Annotated in this window: 15 protein-coding genes and 1 pseudogene; 10 read left to right on the plus strand and 6 right to left on the minus strand. The window is 69.1% G+C overall.

The window, feature by feature from the left end; genetic code table 11:
- The first annotated feature begins 28 nt into the window (after window positions 1–28).
- A complete protein-coding gene (locus BLR04_RS14485; RefSeq protein WP_090764167.1) occupies window positions 29–679 on the plus strand; it encodes an MOSC domain-containing protein in 651 nt (216 codons plus the stop codon).
- 49 nt (window positions 680–728) lie between these two features.
- Window positions 729–864: pseudogene (locus BLR04_RS42730) on the plus strand (IS982 family transposase); the annotation flags it as partial.
- Window positions 865–1,002: 138 nt separating this feature from the next.
- Here the strand turns inward: BLR04_RS42730 and BLR04_RS39680 are convergent.
- Complete coding sequence (locus tag BLR04_RS39680; protein WP_143022043.1) at window positions 1,003–1,776, minus strand: hypothetical protein; 774 nt, start codon at window positions 1,774–1,776, stop codon at window positions 1,003–1,005.
- A 567-nt stretch (window positions 1,777–2,343) separates the two neighbouring features.
- Between BLR04_RS39680 and BLR04_RS14495 the strand changes: the two genes are divergently transcribed.
- Window positions 2,344–2,760 carry a hypothetical protein gene (locus BLR04_RS14495; RefSeq protein WP_143022044.1) on the plus strand — a complete coding sequence of 139 codons (417 nt, stop codon included), beginning with the start codon at window positions 2,344–2,346 and terminating at the stop codon, window positions 2,758–2,760.
- A gap of 269 nt (window positions 2,761–3,029) precedes the next feature.
- Complete coding sequence (locus BLR04_RS14500; protein WP_143022045.1) at window positions 3,030–3,485, plus strand: hypothetical protein; 456 nt, start codon at window positions 3,030–3,032, stop codon at window positions 3,483–3,485.
- 86 nt (window positions 3,486–3,571) lie between these two features.
- Here the strand turns inward: BLR04_RS14500 and BLR04_RS14505 are convergent, their stop codons facing one another.
- The 5 genes from BLR04_RS14505 to BLR04_RS14525 form a co-directional block, all read right to left on the minus strand.
- The gene (locus BLR04_RS14505; RefSeq protein ID WP_090764182.1) at window positions 3,572–4,525 is read right to left on the minus strand and encodes an NAD(P)-dependent alcohol dehydrogenase; all 954 of its coding nucleotides are present in this window, start codon (window positions 4,523–4,525) and stop codon (window positions 3,572–3,574) included.
- On the minus strand, window positions 4,522–4,755 hold the full coding sequence (locus BLR04_RS14510; protein ID WP_090764184.1) for a helix-turn-helix transcriptional regulator: 234 nt from the start codon (window positions 4,753–4,755) through the stop codon (window positions 4,522–4,524). The genes BLR04_RS14505 and BLR04_RS14510 overlap by 4 nt, the downstream gene beginning before the upstream one ends.
- Window positions 4,749–5,180: a hypothetical protein gene (locus BLR04_RS14515; protein WP_090764186.1), complete on the minus strand. Its 432-nt coding sequence runs from the start codon at window positions 5,178–5,180 to the stop codon at window positions 4,749–4,751. Before BLR04_RS14515 ends, BLR04_RS14510 begins: the two co-directional genes overlap by 7 nt.
- A gap of 200 nt (window positions 5,181–5,380) precedes the next feature.
- Window positions 5,381–6,604, minus strand: a complete 1,224-nt coding sequence (locus BLR04_RS14520; protein WP_090764189.1) for a serpin family protein — start codon at window positions 6,602–6,604, stop codon at window positions 5,381–5,383.
- Window positions 6,605–6,651: 47 nt separating this feature from the next.
- On the minus strand, window positions 6,652–7,074 hold the full coding sequence (locus tag BLR04_RS14525) for an SMI1/KNR4 family protein (RefSeq protein WP_090764192.1): 423 nt from the start codon (window positions 7,072–7,074) through the stop codon (window positions 6,652–6,654).
- Between the two features lie 675 nt (window positions 7,075–7,749).
- On the opposite strand from BLR04_RS14525, the gene BLR04_RS14530 reads away from it, so the two are divergent.
- From BLR04_RS14530 to BLR04_RS14550, 6 genes are all read left to right on the plus strand, one after another.
- Entirely contained in the window at window positions 7,750–8,007 is a 258-nt protein-coding gene (locus tag BLR04_RS14530) for a phosphopantetheine-binding protein (RefSeq protein WP_176903087.1), read from the plus strand.
- 28 nt (window positions 8,008–8,035) lie between these two features.
- On the plus strand, window positions 8,036–8,530 hold the full coding sequence (locus BLR04_RS42735) for a thioesterase domain-containing protein (RefSeq protein ID WP_425413436.1): 495 nt from the start codon (window positions 8,036–8,038) through the stop codon (window positions 8,528–8,530).
- Between the two features lie 286 nt (window positions 8,531–8,816).
- A complete protein-coding gene (locus BLR04_RS14535; RefSeq protein ID WP_090764197.1) occupies window positions 8,817–10,043 on the plus strand; it encodes an MFS transporter in 1,227 nt (408 codons plus the stop codon).
- 460 nt (window positions 10,044–10,503) lie between these two features.
- The gene (locus tag BLR04_RS14540; RefSeq protein ID WP_090764200.1) at window positions 10,504–11,772 is read left to right on the plus strand and encodes a hypothetical protein; all 1,269 of its coding nucleotides are present in this window, start codon (window positions 10,504–10,506) and stop codon (window positions 11,770–11,772) included.
- 29 nt (window positions 11,773–11,801) lie between these two features.
- Window positions 11,802–13,010, plus strand: coding sequence for an AAA family ATPase (locus BLR04_RS14545; protein WP_090764202.1), 1,209 nt, complete (start codon window positions 11,802–11,804; stop codon window positions 13,008–13,010).
- Window positions 13,010–14,218, plus strand: coding sequence for a vWA domain-containing protein (locus BLR04_RS14550; protein WP_090764204.1), 1,209 nt, complete (start codon window positions 13,010–13,012; stop codon window positions 14,216–14,218). Before BLR04_RS14545 ends, BLR04_RS14550 begins: the two co-directional genes overlap by 1 nt.
- Window positions 14,219–14,234: the final 16 nt, after the last annotated feature.

A 14,234-nucleotide genomic window follows, 5' to 3' on the forward strand; every position in this document is an offset into this window, starting at 1 on the left:
GCGAGCAACGGACCGTACCGTCGCCACTATGAAGCTGCTCTCCGTCAATATCGGCCGGCCCCGCCCCAACCCGTGGAAGGGGCTGAGTTTGACGGGCATCGACAAGCGGCCCGTCGACGGTCCGGTCGCCGTCACCGCCCCCGGCCCCAAGGGCACCGGCGCGGTCGGCCTCGCCGGTGATCGGGTCTATGACGTGAAGCACCACGGTGGCTTTGACCAGGCCGTCTACGCGTATGCCCGCGAGGATCTCGACGGGTGGGAGGCCGAACTGGGCAGGACGCTCGCGAACGGGGTCTTCGGTGAGAACCTCACGACCCTGGGCCTGGACGTCAACGGCGCCCTGATCGGTGAGCGCTGGCGGATCGGGCCTGATGTCGTCCTGGAGGTGTCGTGCGCGCGTATCCCGTGTGCCACCTTTCAGGGCTGGCTGGAGCGTGAGGGCTGGATCAAGCAGTTCACCCATGCCGCACGGCCGGGCGCGTATCTGCGCGTGATCGAGCCTGGCGAAATCCGCGCCGCTGACCCGGTTCAGGTCGTGCACCGGCCCCACCATGACGTGACCGTCGCGCTCGTCTTCCGGGCGATGACTCTGGAGCCGCAACTGCTGCCGCGGCTGCTGGTCGCCGACGCGCTGCCGGAGGAGGAGAAGGAACTGGCCCGCCGGCGCACTACCGCATAGGCACCGATTCCAGCAGATCGCCAGCGAGGAGGGAGTCCAACGTCGGTGTGTGAAGTCAGGGTTGGACTCCATCGCGACCGCACTCCAGGTGAAGACCGACGACCTGCTGAAGGATTCGCCGCAGCTCACCCCCTGGCGGCCAACGGTGGAGTATCGCACCGCAACCTAGCGACGCGGAAATGGTCCACCAGAGCCAGTAAGGCGGGCCCGCCGGCCAGCCGGGATCCGGCCTTCCCAGCCGGCGGGCGGTTACCGATCTTCGGCAGCGATCCAACCCGGCGGCGGATTGAAAGACCAGCCATCACCTGGGCGAGCGGGAATGCTCAAATCTCGTCCTCGGTGCGCTCAGCCAGGCCCTCCTGCCGGGCGACGGGATTCCATAAATCGACGAATTCGGTTTTCGCGGCGGTGGCTTCTTCAGAGGCGACGTTGCCGGCGTCGTAGTCCGCGTCGCCGACCGTCGGGCCCGTGCAGTCGTGGGCCTTGTACCGCTTGGCCCACTTCAGGTACGCCTGGTCGGCTCGGTGCGAGGCGGTCAGCGCCTCCACCAGGGCGGACTCCAGTTGCTGCCCTGAAGCGAGCGCGTCCGTGTCGAGCTCGCCGGCTGCTGCTGCCTGCTCCGCACGCTGCCGGGTAACTCGCTCGATGGATTTGATCCCGGAATCAACGTTCGAGCAGCGCAGGATCGTCTGGATCGCGCGGGTGAGACTTCCCCGGCTGGGCTTGCTCTCGTCGAGAAGGTCGTCGATCGCGAGTGCCTGTTCGTGTGCCTCCTGGCTGGTCACGGTCTCGGGCGGAGAGGATGGGGAGGGCGGCGAGGGTGCCGGGGGCGTCTTGGACGGTGGGGCGGAGGACGCGGCGGCGGCCGCCTGTTCGGTTGCGGCAGCGATAGGTGTGCTGGGATCACCGCGGTCGGTGGTGACGAACACGATTGCTCCGGCCAGGCATCCGATCGCGACCCCCAATGCGACCAGCGGCCGCAGGAGTCCGTGGCGAGCAGGCTGAACCGCCGTCGTCGCCGGGGAGGGCTCGATCACCGTGGGAGGAAGTTGGGCAGCGGCCTGGCCGGGGGCCGCCGCGGCTTCCGCGTCGCGCACCCACCAGATCCAGTACGGCGGCGCTTCGGGCCAGTCGTCCTCGGGGCCGCCCCAGGCAGGCGTGGGTACCCAGCCGTCCGGAGGCGTGGGCCAGCCAGGTGGCGAGCAAAACCGCCATTCAGGGCCGGGGCGCGGAGGGATGTTCACCTGATTCCACTTCCGACTTGATCACAATCGAGTTTGGATTATCGCTGTGCGATCGTTAGGCGGCAATGGTGGTGGATTGCACTTTTGGAACGATTGATGACTTGAGGGATCGCCGGTATGCATAATGCCGTTTGACGATCGTCGGCGTCTCGACAGGCAAGGTGCTCGTTGCGGATCCCACCACGTCCGGGTGCCGGATGGTTGTTCAACCCACCTCCAAGCTGGCCGGTCCCCCCGCAGGAGTGGGAGCCGCACGCCGGTTGGCCCGGACCTGAGGCCGGCTGGCCTGTGCCGCCCCCCGACTGGACGTGGTGGATCAGTGCAGAGGGCGGGTCGAGCACTGCCGCTACCCGTAGCGGGCTGCCCCTGCTCCACACCCTGATCTACGCCCTCGCAGGAGTCCTCTTCGCCGCCGGCGTCGTGGTGGTCCTGGTCGGCGGCGGAAAACGTCCGCCACTCGTGATCGAGCCGCCGATCACCGTGGACGCCCTGGTCACCGCGCTCGGCGAGGGCGACTACCGCTGCTCTGCACCGCAGCCGGCCGTGCGCTTCGACGGCGACGAGGCCATCGCGTGCCACGAGGAACTCGGACACCATCCGGCCGTCATGACTTTCGGTAGCCGCCGAACCCAGGACGATGCAGTGGCTCGAATCAAGGGCTTCCGGACCTACGGGCCCGACAACCACCTCGCCGTCGGAGAGGGATGGGCCGTCAACTGCGGGCCCGTCGAGGCGTGCACCGAGGCCGCCCAGGGAATCGTGGAGGCGCTGGGCGGCCAGATGATCACGATTCCCTCCATTGGTGAACTACCCGCTGACTCACAAGGATCACAATGAAGATTCCGCCGCGACCCGGACCCGGGTGGAGGTTCAACGCGCCTCCGGGCTGGCCTCCCACCCCCGATGGATGGGAGCCCACCGAAGGCTGGGGCAGGCCCGACCCCTCGTGGCCGTCCGCGCCGCCGTACTGGTCGTGGTGGGTCGAGGAGTACGACGGCGAGGTCCCCGCTTCCGGCTCCGCAACGACCGCGCTGCCCGGGGCGGATCCCGCGCCCGGCCGAGAGCCGGGTCCGGCGCCTGGGTCAGGACCGCACGCCGCGCCGCCGGTGCCGGCGCTGGTCCTGCCGCCGCGCCGGATCCGCGTCAAACCTTCCTATATTGGCGCGGGTATGGCCGCCGTGCTGGTTGCCGTGCTGCTTGCTGGCGTGCTCGCGATGGCATCGGCGACGAAGTCACGTGAGGCGACGTCAGCAGGCGAGGAGGTCTCCGCCACGATGAATGATGATCCGAACATCACGGTGGTCGTCGACAAGGACTTCCAGCCGGCCACCACGCGCACCGAGATCGTCTACGTCGACGGTGAGTGCCTGACACTCTCGAGCTGGGGCAACTGCTATCAGCGTAGGCAGGTGCCGGTCCACCAGCGAGTGCCGGTGCCCGAGCAGTACTACCTGGTGATCAGGAAGGGCACGACGGGTCAGAGCCGGATGGTGGTGGACGCCTTCTCATACCGAAGCTGCGCGCCCGGCGATGAGTGGCCCGCGTGTAGGGACGGGGGTTGATGCCGCACGTCGGGTGCCGGCAAGGCTCACATCACCGCCCGGGTAACGCTCGGCTGCGCCGATTCGGGGGCGTGTGAGTCCCGGGGTCAGTCAACCGTGATGACGAGCTTGCCGGGCGCGTTGCCCGCCGCCAGGTCAGCCACCGCGGTGGAGGCCTCCGCCAGGGAGTAGGTGCGTCCAACGGCCGGTCGCACGGTGCCGGCCTCGATGAGGTCGCGCAGCGCGTTCAGGTCAGCGGTGCGGGTCAGCGCGATCAGTGTGTCCAGGCGCCGGCGCGTGAACAGGGAGATCAGCCGGGCGGCCGGCAGCCGGCCGAGCCCGCCGAACCACCGGCCGCCGCCCTCGCCGCCGACGATGACGAGCCGGCCGCGCTCGGTGAGCAGTCCGCGCAGGAGCGCCAGTGGCCGGATGCCCGCGATGTCGATGATCAGGTCGTACGTCCCGGTGAGCGGCTCGCACGTGTAGTCGATGACGGCCTGGGCGCCCAGCGACCGGACGAGGTCGGCCTTGGCCGTGCTGCACACGGCGGTGACGTGGGCGCCGCCGGCGACCGCGAGTTGCGTCGCGAAGCTGCCGACTCCACCGCCGGCGCCGATGACCAGCACCTTCTCTCCGGCGGCGACCTGGCCGAGTGCCCGTAACGCGGTCACCCCTGACACGGGTACGGCCGCCGCTTCAGTGAAGCTCAGGTTGGCGGGCTTGCGGGCGAGCTTGCCCGGGCGGGCGAGCGCGAACTGCGCGTACGCGCCGGTCGCCGCGCCGTACACCTCGTCGCCGGGACGGAACGCGGTCACGTTGGCGCCGACGGACTCCACGACGCCGGCCACGTCCATGCCCGGCACGCGGTTGCGGGGCCGGCGCAGGCCCAAGCCGAGGCGGCCGATGAGCGGCAGCCCGGTCATGACGTGCCACACGCCGTAGTCGACGCCGGCCGCGTGCACCCGGATCAGCACATCGTCGGCGCCGGGCGTCGGGGTCGGGACCTCACCGAGGCTCAGCACGTGCGGCGGGCCGTACTCGTCCTGGACGATCGCCCTCATGGGGGGTCTCCTTCGATGTCGGGGTACTGGAAGACGTCGTCGAGTCCGACCCGGAACACCCGGGCGATGCGAAACGCCATCTCCAGCGAGGGGGAGTAGCGACCCTGTTCGATCGCGATGATGGTCTGGCGGGTGACGCCGACCCGGTCGGCCAGCTCGGCCTGGGTCATCTCGTCGTGCGCGAACCGCAGGGCCCTGATCGCGTTGGTGACCCGCGTCGGCTTCACCACGTCTGGAAGCCGCCCTTGCGGTACGCCATGATCTTGGCAAACGAGCTGAGCACCGAGGACAGCACGAACGCCAGGTAGACGGCGTTGGCGATCCAGAAGTGGCGCAGCTCGGCGATGGACATGACCAGTGCGGCGAGCGCGCCGATGACGAGGATCGACTGCCCGATGCGCTCGCTCACGTGGTTGATCTCACGGTCGCGCTCGTCGGTGCGGTCGGCGCCGTGGCCGCCCGCGATGGCCATCGCGATGTTGGCCACGATCGCGGCGACGATGGCGCCACCGATGGTCCACAGCAGAGTTCCCGCGTAGGCGACGTCGGCGAGCGGGCCGTCGCCGGTCCGGCCCAGGACGATCGCCACGTAGATCGCGTACGCGCCGAAGGAGACCACGATCATCACCCAGGCGCGCTTCTCCTCGAAGGCCATGCCCGCTCCTCATGTAAAACAAAGCTGACATCACTCAAGGTAAAGCGCGCCGGACATGGTGTCAAAGTTTTTTTACATGCACCATCGGTGACACCCTCAATCTGGTCGCGGTTTTGATCACCCGCGAACGCCCCCGAGATCGCCGCATCGAGCGACGCTCTGATGGAAAGGAAAGCGATACCGGTCGCGAATGACCGTCGTCAGGTACAGGCCGGTGCTGCGGGGTCGGCGGTCAGGTGTTCTGCCTTGATCGTCTCGGGCTCGTCGATCCAGCCGGCGGTCAGGATGAGATGGCTGCGGCGGTCGACGGTGAGGAAGCCGAAGGGGCGGGCGTAGTCGAGGCCGACGTGCCGTACGCGGTACGGGGGTCGAGGGGCTGGTCCGGCCCCGACGGCACCCACGGCGGTGAGCGCGGCGGACTCGAAGCCTGTCGCCTCGAAGGAGGCGACGACGTTCTGCCGGGCCTGGGTGACGGCGAGGGGCACGGGGCTGACGCCGGGGAGATGTCCGTGGGTCACGTCGGTCACCGTCGCCAGGCCGAACACTTGCGGCAGATCCAGCAGGTCATGTTCTGAGGTGACGGTGAACCGCGGCACGGTGACGTTCAACGCGTCGTCAGGGGTGTGATCCCGGACCAGGCGAACGGTCAGGCCAGGTCCTGGCTCGCCCACGCCGAGGACGTCGACGCCCGTCGAGGGGTGGCGTCCGGCCAGGACGTCGATGCCCGCGGTGAGAACGTGTGCGGGTTTCATCGACTCCTCGCCGAGGAGGAGGTGGACGTCGATGCCGCCTGTCCCCATGACGCGAAGCAGGGTCAGCGGGCCGGCCGGGGTGTCGGCGATCCGGGCCCGGTCGAGCACGCGGGTGCTGCGGCTTAACACGTGGATCTCGCGCTCGGCCCACGGCCCTGTGTCGAACCCGCCGATGTCCTCGGTGAACGGGCGGAGCCACGTGGTGCGTACGGTGAGCGCCATGGCCAGGACCAGGAGCGTGTCGTCGGTCAGCTGGAGCGGCATGGTGGGGATGAGCCCGCCGGTCCGTTCGTGCGCCCACCTGTCGAGCCGGCGCTGGTCGGCAGCTAGGTCCGAGGTCAGCTCCCCGAACATCCCGGAGGGAAGGGTAGCGGTCCAGGTCGGACGCAGCGGCAGGTCCGGCCGGGACCACAGGCCCAGCGCTGATCGGATCGCCGGAGAACCGTCCATGATCGACAGTACGGTTCGGGCCGCTTGAGAGGCGGTGGCGGCGTCCGTTCCGACGGCGTCCAGCAGTTCCGTACGCGCCGGCCCTGTGGCTGCCGCTGCCAGGTACGCCAGCAGCGGCCACGCGCCTGCGCCGGCCATCGCGACCGATCCACCCGCACACGCCTGCGCCCATCGGGCGGTCAGCGCGTTGGCCGCGGCCACCGGGCTGTGTCGATCATGCATGCGGGTGACCGTACAGGAGGCGGGTGTTCGGGGCTGAGGCATTCCTCTCACATGTACGAGCTCGCCCGACGCCGCAGATACTCCTCCAGTGACCCGGCGACCCACTTGCGCTCGTCGGTCTCGTGATCCCACACGAACAGGTCAGGCCCTCGCGCAGGGACGCGGACATGCGCGAACTGGTTCCCGCCGCCGTCGTCCCCCATGAACATGAGCTGGTCGAACGACATGTAGAGCTCGGCGAAGTCGGCGCTCTGCCGGAAGCGTGTGTTCTCCGTGATGATGTCCTGCACCGACCACACCAGCCCAGAGCCGTACTCGGCCTGAACGCCGTCCGTCTCACGCAGCAGTTCTCGCAGGTCGTCCGGCACCGTCTGGTTGAGCAGCCGCTCGATCTGATCGATGGCTTCATCGGAAGCAGGTACGGCGAACTCCGCATCGTCGTACAGCCCGCCGATCAGTTCCCTCCACACGGCGATTCCTCCCCAGGTTCGCGGGTGAGATCCCGAACGTCCTCGTGCTCCCATCCCGTGGCCGCTAGCCATGGGTCATTCTCGGACATGATCCAAGGGGCGCCGTCCGCACGCGAGGGCGCCAGGTCGTGTCCGCTTACGGTGCCGCCATGCCGCGGCTGATCTTGGCGTACAGGAAATGCAGATACCAGGCTGCGTCCGTCGGCCCAGCGGTCGAATCACTCTGCCAGGGACGAGCAGATGGCCACGATCCCCACTTCGGGCGACTGCTCCTCGGGAAAGTCCCACCCGTCGCCATCCCAGAGGTAGACAGGATTGCCGGGCTGAGTCAGCGACATCTACCAGTACATGGAGCATCCGGCGGCTACGAGGGGGAACCCGAGCACACTGCTCAACTCCGGGTGCTTCTCGTACTGTTCGAGCGCGTCCGGGCCGGTGCCGTTTGCCCGATGTCCGCCGGGTGGCAGTCCCAGAAGGGTGTGGGCGGGGCCGAAGCCGCCGTTGCTCATGACACGGACGACAGAATGCCAGTGAGGGCAGGGCCCAGGTAGTGCGGGCACGGCGATTACGAATGACCCGCTGCCGGCTCGTTCCTCCGATCTGCTCGTGCACGAGTTGAAGCGGAACCTGTCGAACCGGCTACCTGATCATCTTGTGCCGCAGGTGGGCCTGCCTGTGCGGTCGATTCCGCTGACCGTCAACGGAAAGCTCGACGTCGCCGCGTTGCCGCCGCCCGGCGTACCGGGCAGAGCAGGTGTCTCGGCCGCGACCGTCGAGCCACGCACCACCACGGAGCGACAACTCGCCACCGTGTGGGCCGAGGTCCTCAACGTGAGCGGGCTGGGAGCGCGAGACAACTTCTTCGACCTCGGCGGGAACTCGCTCATGGTCACGCCCCGACACGAGCCGGCAGCACGCCGATCCCTTCCATGAGTCACGCCGCGACCATCTCGGCCAGGCCGTGTCCGCATCGCCACAACGGCGTGAATGCACGGCGTTCGGACGACCATTCGTTCGGGATGATCGCCTAATATGTCTCCCGTATGCGGGAGGTTCTGCCAATGGCTACCGCGAATGGGTGGGGAGAATACCCGATGTAGACATCGTCGCGGCATGCCTGCCGGGCAAAGCGAGCCGATTCAGCAGCCGTCCGCGACGCGATACGCGCCGCTCGTCGGTCAATTGGCAGAGAGCTCAGAGCCATATCTCGACGTCGAAGTCACCCTTTTCGGGCACAGTATGGGGTGGCCTCCTCGCCGTCGAGGTCGCCACGCGACTCGACGCGCGAGGCCGTCCCACCAGGCTCGTCGTAGCGTCCGGGATCCCAGCGTCAGCGCCGCAGGCGCCTAGCCGAAATGCGCGCGGACGACGTCGCTCCAGCCGAACTCCTGGCCAACGACGGCTGATGAGTTCTGGTGCTGCCGGTTCTCCTGGCCGACCTCCAAGTCGTCTCTGACTACCGGTATGTCCGGCTGAGCCGCTGCTCGACGCACCCGTGCGTGTCTACTACGGAATCGACGGAGTCCTTGACCCCGACCGTCTGAACAGACAGTGGCGTTCAGCGGTCGTCGGCCAGCTCGGACTGCGCGTTTTCCCCAGGGGTCATTTCTTCGTTCGGGACGCCTGCCAGGACGTCATCACCCACCTCGCGCTGGACATCACCAGCCTGATGACCCTGAGCGCTCCCGTGCGGGACCTACCTGACCCGTCATATTGGGACCTCAATCTCCAAGGAAACATCGATGACCCAGCAAGAGGCTCCGGTCACGCTCACCTATGGAGCGATTCTGCGCCTTCCTGGCGTATCTCGCGCCTTCGCGGCGGCGATCGCGGGTCGGCTCTCGTACGCGATGCTCCCGCTGGTCCTCCTCTTCGGAGTGGAGGACGCGACCGGCTCGTTCGCGGTGGCCGGCAGCGCCCTGGGCGCCTACTCACTCGCCAGCCTCGTAGCTCCAGTGAAGTCGCGTTTCGTCGACACTTCTGGCCAGCGCAAGGTCCTGATCCCCTTAGCCCTGGCCTGTACCCTCGTCCTTTGCCTGTTCGCCCTGGCGTTCTCCACCGGCGCTACGGCCTTCGTTCACATCGCGCTAGGTGCCATGATCGGGATCTGCGCGCCGCCACTCGGGCCGGCGATGCGCGCCGTCTGGGCGGCCCTGACTCCGGACCTCGACGCCCGCCAGCGAGCCTACAGCCTGGACACCGTCGCCGAGGAGGCGCTCTACGCCGTCGGACCAGTCATCGCCGGAACGCTGACCAGCGTGGCCGGCGCCGAAGTACCGACGCTGGCCATGGGCGTGCTACTGCTGGTCGGCACGATCGGCCTGGCCACTTCTCCCGCCGCTCCTCAGGCCGTCACTGTCAAGGAGCAAGGCTCTCGGCACAAGAACCTGCTCGGGCCGTTCACGTCGGGCGGCTTCATCCTTCTTGTGTTGATCGTGCTGGGACTCGGCGCTGGACTGGGGCCGATCGATGTCGTGGTCGTCGCCAAGGCCAACGACGCGGGGAACCCCGTGGCCGCAGGTGTCCTGCTGGCGGCCATGGCGGTCGGGAGCGGCCTGGGAGGGCTGTTGTGGGGACGCATCCGGCACAGACAACGACTGTCGACGCAGCTGGGCGGCCTCTTGGCGGTCATCGCCTGCACCACGGCCGTGACGGGGTTCGTTTCCGATCTCCTCCCGCTCGGCCTGTGTCTGGCGTTGATGGGGATAGCGATCGCTCCCGCTCTCATCGTGGTGTACATCGCGGTTGACGACACCATTCCCCCGGCGAACCGTACCGAAGCGACCACATGGGTGAACACCGCCAACAACGTAGGCGTGGCGATGGGCGCGGCGGCCGCGGGCCTGGTCATCGAAGTCGCTTCCCCGGGAACCGCCCTCCTGGCAGGCGCGGGTCTCGTGGTTGCACTGCTCGTGGCGCTCTTGGCCCGCAAGCGGGTGGTGGACAAGGGAACAGCACCCAGCGAGTAGAAAAGCTGGACCCCGATACCACTGGCCAGGGCCTGCCCGCAGTCGGATGGCGTCCGGCCCCGACTACGTCGTCGTAGTCGGGGCTGCCATATACGCCCTGACCGGGGCCATTCCTGAAGTTGGCCACAATGTGCGCGTCATCGCCTCAGAACCGCTGGTGAATGGCCGAGATCATTCCGGTCAGCGGAGTGAGGTCCACTCCATCACCAGTGGGGTGTGACGCTTGAGGAAGATGCTGCCTATGGTGGGGGCCGGTTCGGTCACGCGCCTGCGCCGGCCATCACGACCGATCGACCCGCACACGCCTGCGCCCATCGGGCGGTCCGCGCGGCCGTCATGCTGGTCGAACGAAGTGCTCTCCGGAACGGCTCTGTTCGTGCGGGCCGGAGGACGCTACGCTGATCACGATGAATACCTCCAACAGCAGATTGGGGGACCCGTTCGCGCAAGGTGAGTGCTGATGCCGCACTCGACCTCGAACGAGGATTCCCGCCTGACCCTCTGGCTGCGCGTGCGTGAGTTCGCCGTGCCGCCCACCATGATCGAGTCAGCGACCGCCCGCCGTACGACCGGAGACTGGGCAGCAGCGTGCGCAGCGGCACACGTGGACGTCGATCTCGACCTGCGCCGCATAGCGCGCCTTCACGGCCAGGAACTGGCCACCCACCTTCGCACTGACCTCCGCCACCTGGCGCCTGACCTGCTTCGCTGGCACATGCCAAGGATCGCCCCCAACGGCCTGCTACGTCCGGGTCTGACCCTCTCGTTGGCTCGGTACAACGAGGGGCGCGACACGCTGCACCTCGTGGCCAGGACCCCGCCGGCCTGGGCGGACGCCGGTCAGCGGATCAGCTTGGCGCTCTGGGACGGCTCCCGGTCAGGACCGCATCCGCACCCCCATCCGCATCGGCGCTTCCGCCTCGACCTGCATCGCCACCTGTGGGATGCGCGCAGGGCCGGTGAGCTGCGTACACGGTCCGCAACGGCACCGCACGCACGGGGCTGGGCCGTCGATCGGTGGCCGGCCGAGGCCCGGTTGCTGCTCGGCGCCCATGGACAGGGCGGGGGTACGGTCACCGTCCGGGTCGGCGGTCGGCGTCGGGTGATCCTCGATGTGGACGCGTCCCGGATCGGCGATGCGCCGCCGCTGATCTTGCCTGACGCGGCGACCTGGGTGCTGCCCGACCTGGCGTTGCTGCGTGCCGGCCTGATCGAGGCCGGCAAACTGCACCCGCTCGTCGCAGCTTCGCTGGTACCCGGCCATCCGCCGGACGCCAGGCCACACAGCCACCGGAGCGGGCCCCGAATGGTCGAGTGTCGCGGCGCCCAGCACAGGATCGCGCTCGTGAACGGTGTGCTCGTCGCCCTGGATCACGACGCGACCGAGATCCGGCGCGAGAAGCTGCTGGCCGAATTGACCGGTACCCCGTTGCCCTGTTTGCGGCTGATCGAGGAGGCCCACCGCTCCCCGGAGCGCCTCTCCGACGTCAGCGCGCGGCTGGAGCACGGCGACGCCGCCGGCGCCCAGGCCACCGTCGACGGACTTCTCGGACCTGGTGCGCGGCTGCCCGAGGGAGCGCTGCGCGACGTGCTGCAGGAGGCGTCGCGGCGGCGGATCGACCACGGTCTGTTCCGTGCCGGGCTCGGGTCGGGGCCGGGACCGGCCGAGCGACCGGACCGCCGCTCCCGTAAGGGACGCGCTCACCCGCGCCACGCCACATTCCGCTGAGACCTTCCTGAACCTCAAGGTGATTCTTCATGTCTTCTTCTGTTCACGCCTCGCGCATCGAAGTCGCCGGCGATCTGCTTTCCCTGCTCCGCGACACCACCACGGAGCCGCGTACCGACACGCAGTTGGAGGCCTTGACCCTGGCGGTGGCGGCCGATCTGCCCGTCCTGCTGTGGGGGGAGCCGGGCATCGGCAAGACGGCGGCGCTGCAGCAACTCGCCGAGGCGCTCGACCTGCCGCTCACGACGGTGATCGCCAGCGTGCACGAGCCGTCCGACTTCTCCGGCCTGCCGGTGGTCGGTGATGACCCTGCCGTGCAGGGTGTCCCGATGGCGCCGCCGGACTGGGCCGTACGTCTGGCTCGATCGGGCAGGGGACTGCTCTTCCTGGACGAGCTCTCCACGGCGCCGCCCGCCGTACAGGCAGCCCTGCTCCGCCTCGTACTGGAACGGCGGGTCGGGGCCCTGCGGCTCCCGCCAGGTGTCCGGATCGTCGCGGCCGCCAACCCGCGTTCCTCTGCCGCCGACGGCTGGGAGCTGAGCCCGCCGCTCGCGAACCGGTTCGTCCACCTGCAATGGCGTCACGAACACGATGTCGTCGTACGCGGCCTCGGCGGGGTCTGGCCGCGCGCGAGCCTGCCGTGGCTGGACCCGGAGCGGCTGTCCGAGGCGGTGGCGTTCGCCCGGCGTGCGGTGTGCGGGCTCCTCACCGCCCGCCCTGATCTCGTGCACCGGCTGCCGAACAACGAGGCGCACCGGGGCGGCGCGTGGCCCTCACCTCGCAGCTGGGAGATGGCGTTGCACCTGATCGCCTTCGCCACCGCGGCCGAAGCGTCCAAGGACGTTCTGTCCATGCTGGTCAGGGGCACGGTGGGGGACGGGCCTGGGCTGGAGCTGCTCGCCGCCATGGATCGTATGGACCTTCCCGATCCGGAGGCGTTGCTGGCCGACCCGGCGACGGCCGAGCTGCCCCAGCGGGGCGACCTGCGCCAGGCCGTTCTCGACGGTGTGGTCACGGCCGTGCGGAAACGGCCGGAGAAGGGCAGGTGGGACGCGGCATGGGCGCTGCTGGCGCGAGCGCTCGAGACCGGCGCCCCGGATCTGGTGGTCGTGCCCGCCTCCACGCTCGCCGCGCTGCGCCGCGCGGACTGGGAGGTCCCGGCCTCGATCGAGAAGCTCGCCGGGGTGGCCACCTTGAGCAGGAAGACGGACGAGGTCGCGGCGCGGGTGGCGGGCTGATGGACCTCGAGAAGCTCTTCACCGCCCGGTTGTACGCCGCGCGGGCACGGCCCTATCTCGCGACGGCGCTGTTCGCGCTGCACCCGGTGGAATCGAGGTTCGTGCCCACGATGGCCGTGGATCGGCACTGGCGGTGTTATGCGTCACCGGCGTTCGTCGCGCGGACCCCCGTCGAGGAACTGGCGAGCGTGTGGGTGCACGAGGTCTCCCACCTGCTGCGCGACCATCACGGTCGCAGCGACCGGGTCGCCCGGCAGCGGGAGCTGACGGGACGGGGAGAGCGGCTACGGATGAACATCGCCGCCGATCTCGAGATCAACGACGACGTGTACGGTGACGGGCTGGTCCGGCCTGAGGGTGCCGTCGAACCGAAGACGCTGGGGCTGCGCGAAGGCGAGCTCATGGAGGACTATCTGCGCCAATTCCGGCTCGGGCCGTACACGCAGGATCTGGTCTGGCTGGACTGCGGCAGCGGCGCCGACGGACTCGAGCGGGATTGGGATCTCGGGCCGGAGGGCGCGTACGGGCTGAGCGACCACGAGCGGGAGGCGGTCCGGTTCCGGGTGGCGCGGGGCATCAACGCCCACCCGGGGAAGGTGCCGAAGGGGTGGAGGCGGTGGGCTGAGGAGGCCTTCCATCCGCCGCAGTCGTGGCGGGAACTGCTCGGCACGGCCATCCGCGCGGCGGTGTCAGGACCGGGCGTGGGCGAGGACTACGCCTACGGCCGGCCGCCGCGGCGTTCGGCGGGCCTGCCCGGTGTCATCCTGCCGAGCCTGCGGCGCAGGCCCCCGCGGATCAGCGTCGTCATCGACACCTCCGCGTCGGTCAGCGACGCCGAGCTGGGGAGCGCGTTGCTGGAGGTCGCCGCGATCGTCCGAGCCGTGGGCGGGCGGCGCGACCTGGTCAGCGTCCTGTCCTGCGACGCGGCGGCCCGGGTCGCGCAACCGCTGTGCCGGGCCGAGGGAATGACACTGGTGGGCGGGGGAGGCACGGATCTCCGCACGGGCATCGCCGCGGCGCTGCGGGCGCGCCACCGGCCGGACGTCATCGTGGTGCTGACCGACGGGCAGACCCCATGGCCGCGGGAACGGCCGGCGTCCCGCATGGTGGTGGGGTTGTTCCCCCGGATCAAGCCGTCGTACGAGAGCGATCCCGACTACGTGCCGGACACACCACCCTCATGGGCACGGGTGGTCGACATCGGCTAGTGCTGTGACCAGCAAC

This window comes from Nonomuraea maritima (assembly GCF_900100395.1).
Taxonomy (GTDB): domain Bacteria; phylum Actinomycetota; class Actinomycetes; order Streptosporangiales; family Streptosporangiaceae; genus Nonomuraea; species Nonomuraea maritima.

Bases quoted from the DNA above. Each gene is read 5' to 3' on its own strand.
- BLR04_RS14535 (WP_090764197.1), top strand. From the start codon at position 8,817: ATGACCCAGCAAGAGGCTCCGGTCACGCTCACCTATGGAGCGATTCTG.
- BLR04_RS14485 (WP_090764167.1), top strand. From the start codon at position 29: ATGAAGCTGCTCTCCGTCAATATCGGCCGGCCCCGCCCCAACCCGTGG.
- BLR04_RS14515 (WP_090764186.1), bottom strand. From the start codon at position 5,180: ATGGCCTTCGAGGAGAAGCGCGCCTGGGTGATGATCGTGGTCTCCTTC.
- BLR04_RS14540 (WP_090764200.1), top strand. From the start codon at position 10,504: ATGCCGCACTCGACCTCGAACGAGGATTCCCGCCTGACCCTCTGGCTG.
- BLR04_RS14545 (WP_090764202.1), top strand. From the start codon at position 11,802: ATGTCTTCTTCTGTTCACGCCTCGCGCATCGAAGTCGCCGGCGATCTG.
- BLR04_RS14550 (WP_090764204.1), top strand. From the start codon at position 13,010: ATGGACCTCGAGAAGCTCTTCACCGCCCGGTTGTACGCCGCGCGGGCA.
- BLR04_RS14520 (WP_090764189.1), bottom strand. From the start codon at position 6,604: ATGCATGATCGACACAGCCCGGTGGCCGCGGCCAACGCGCTGACCGCC.
- BLR04_RS14505 (WP_090764182.1), bottom strand. From the start codon at position 4,525: ATGAGGGCGATCGTCCAGGACGAGTACGGCCCGCCGCACGTGCTGAGC.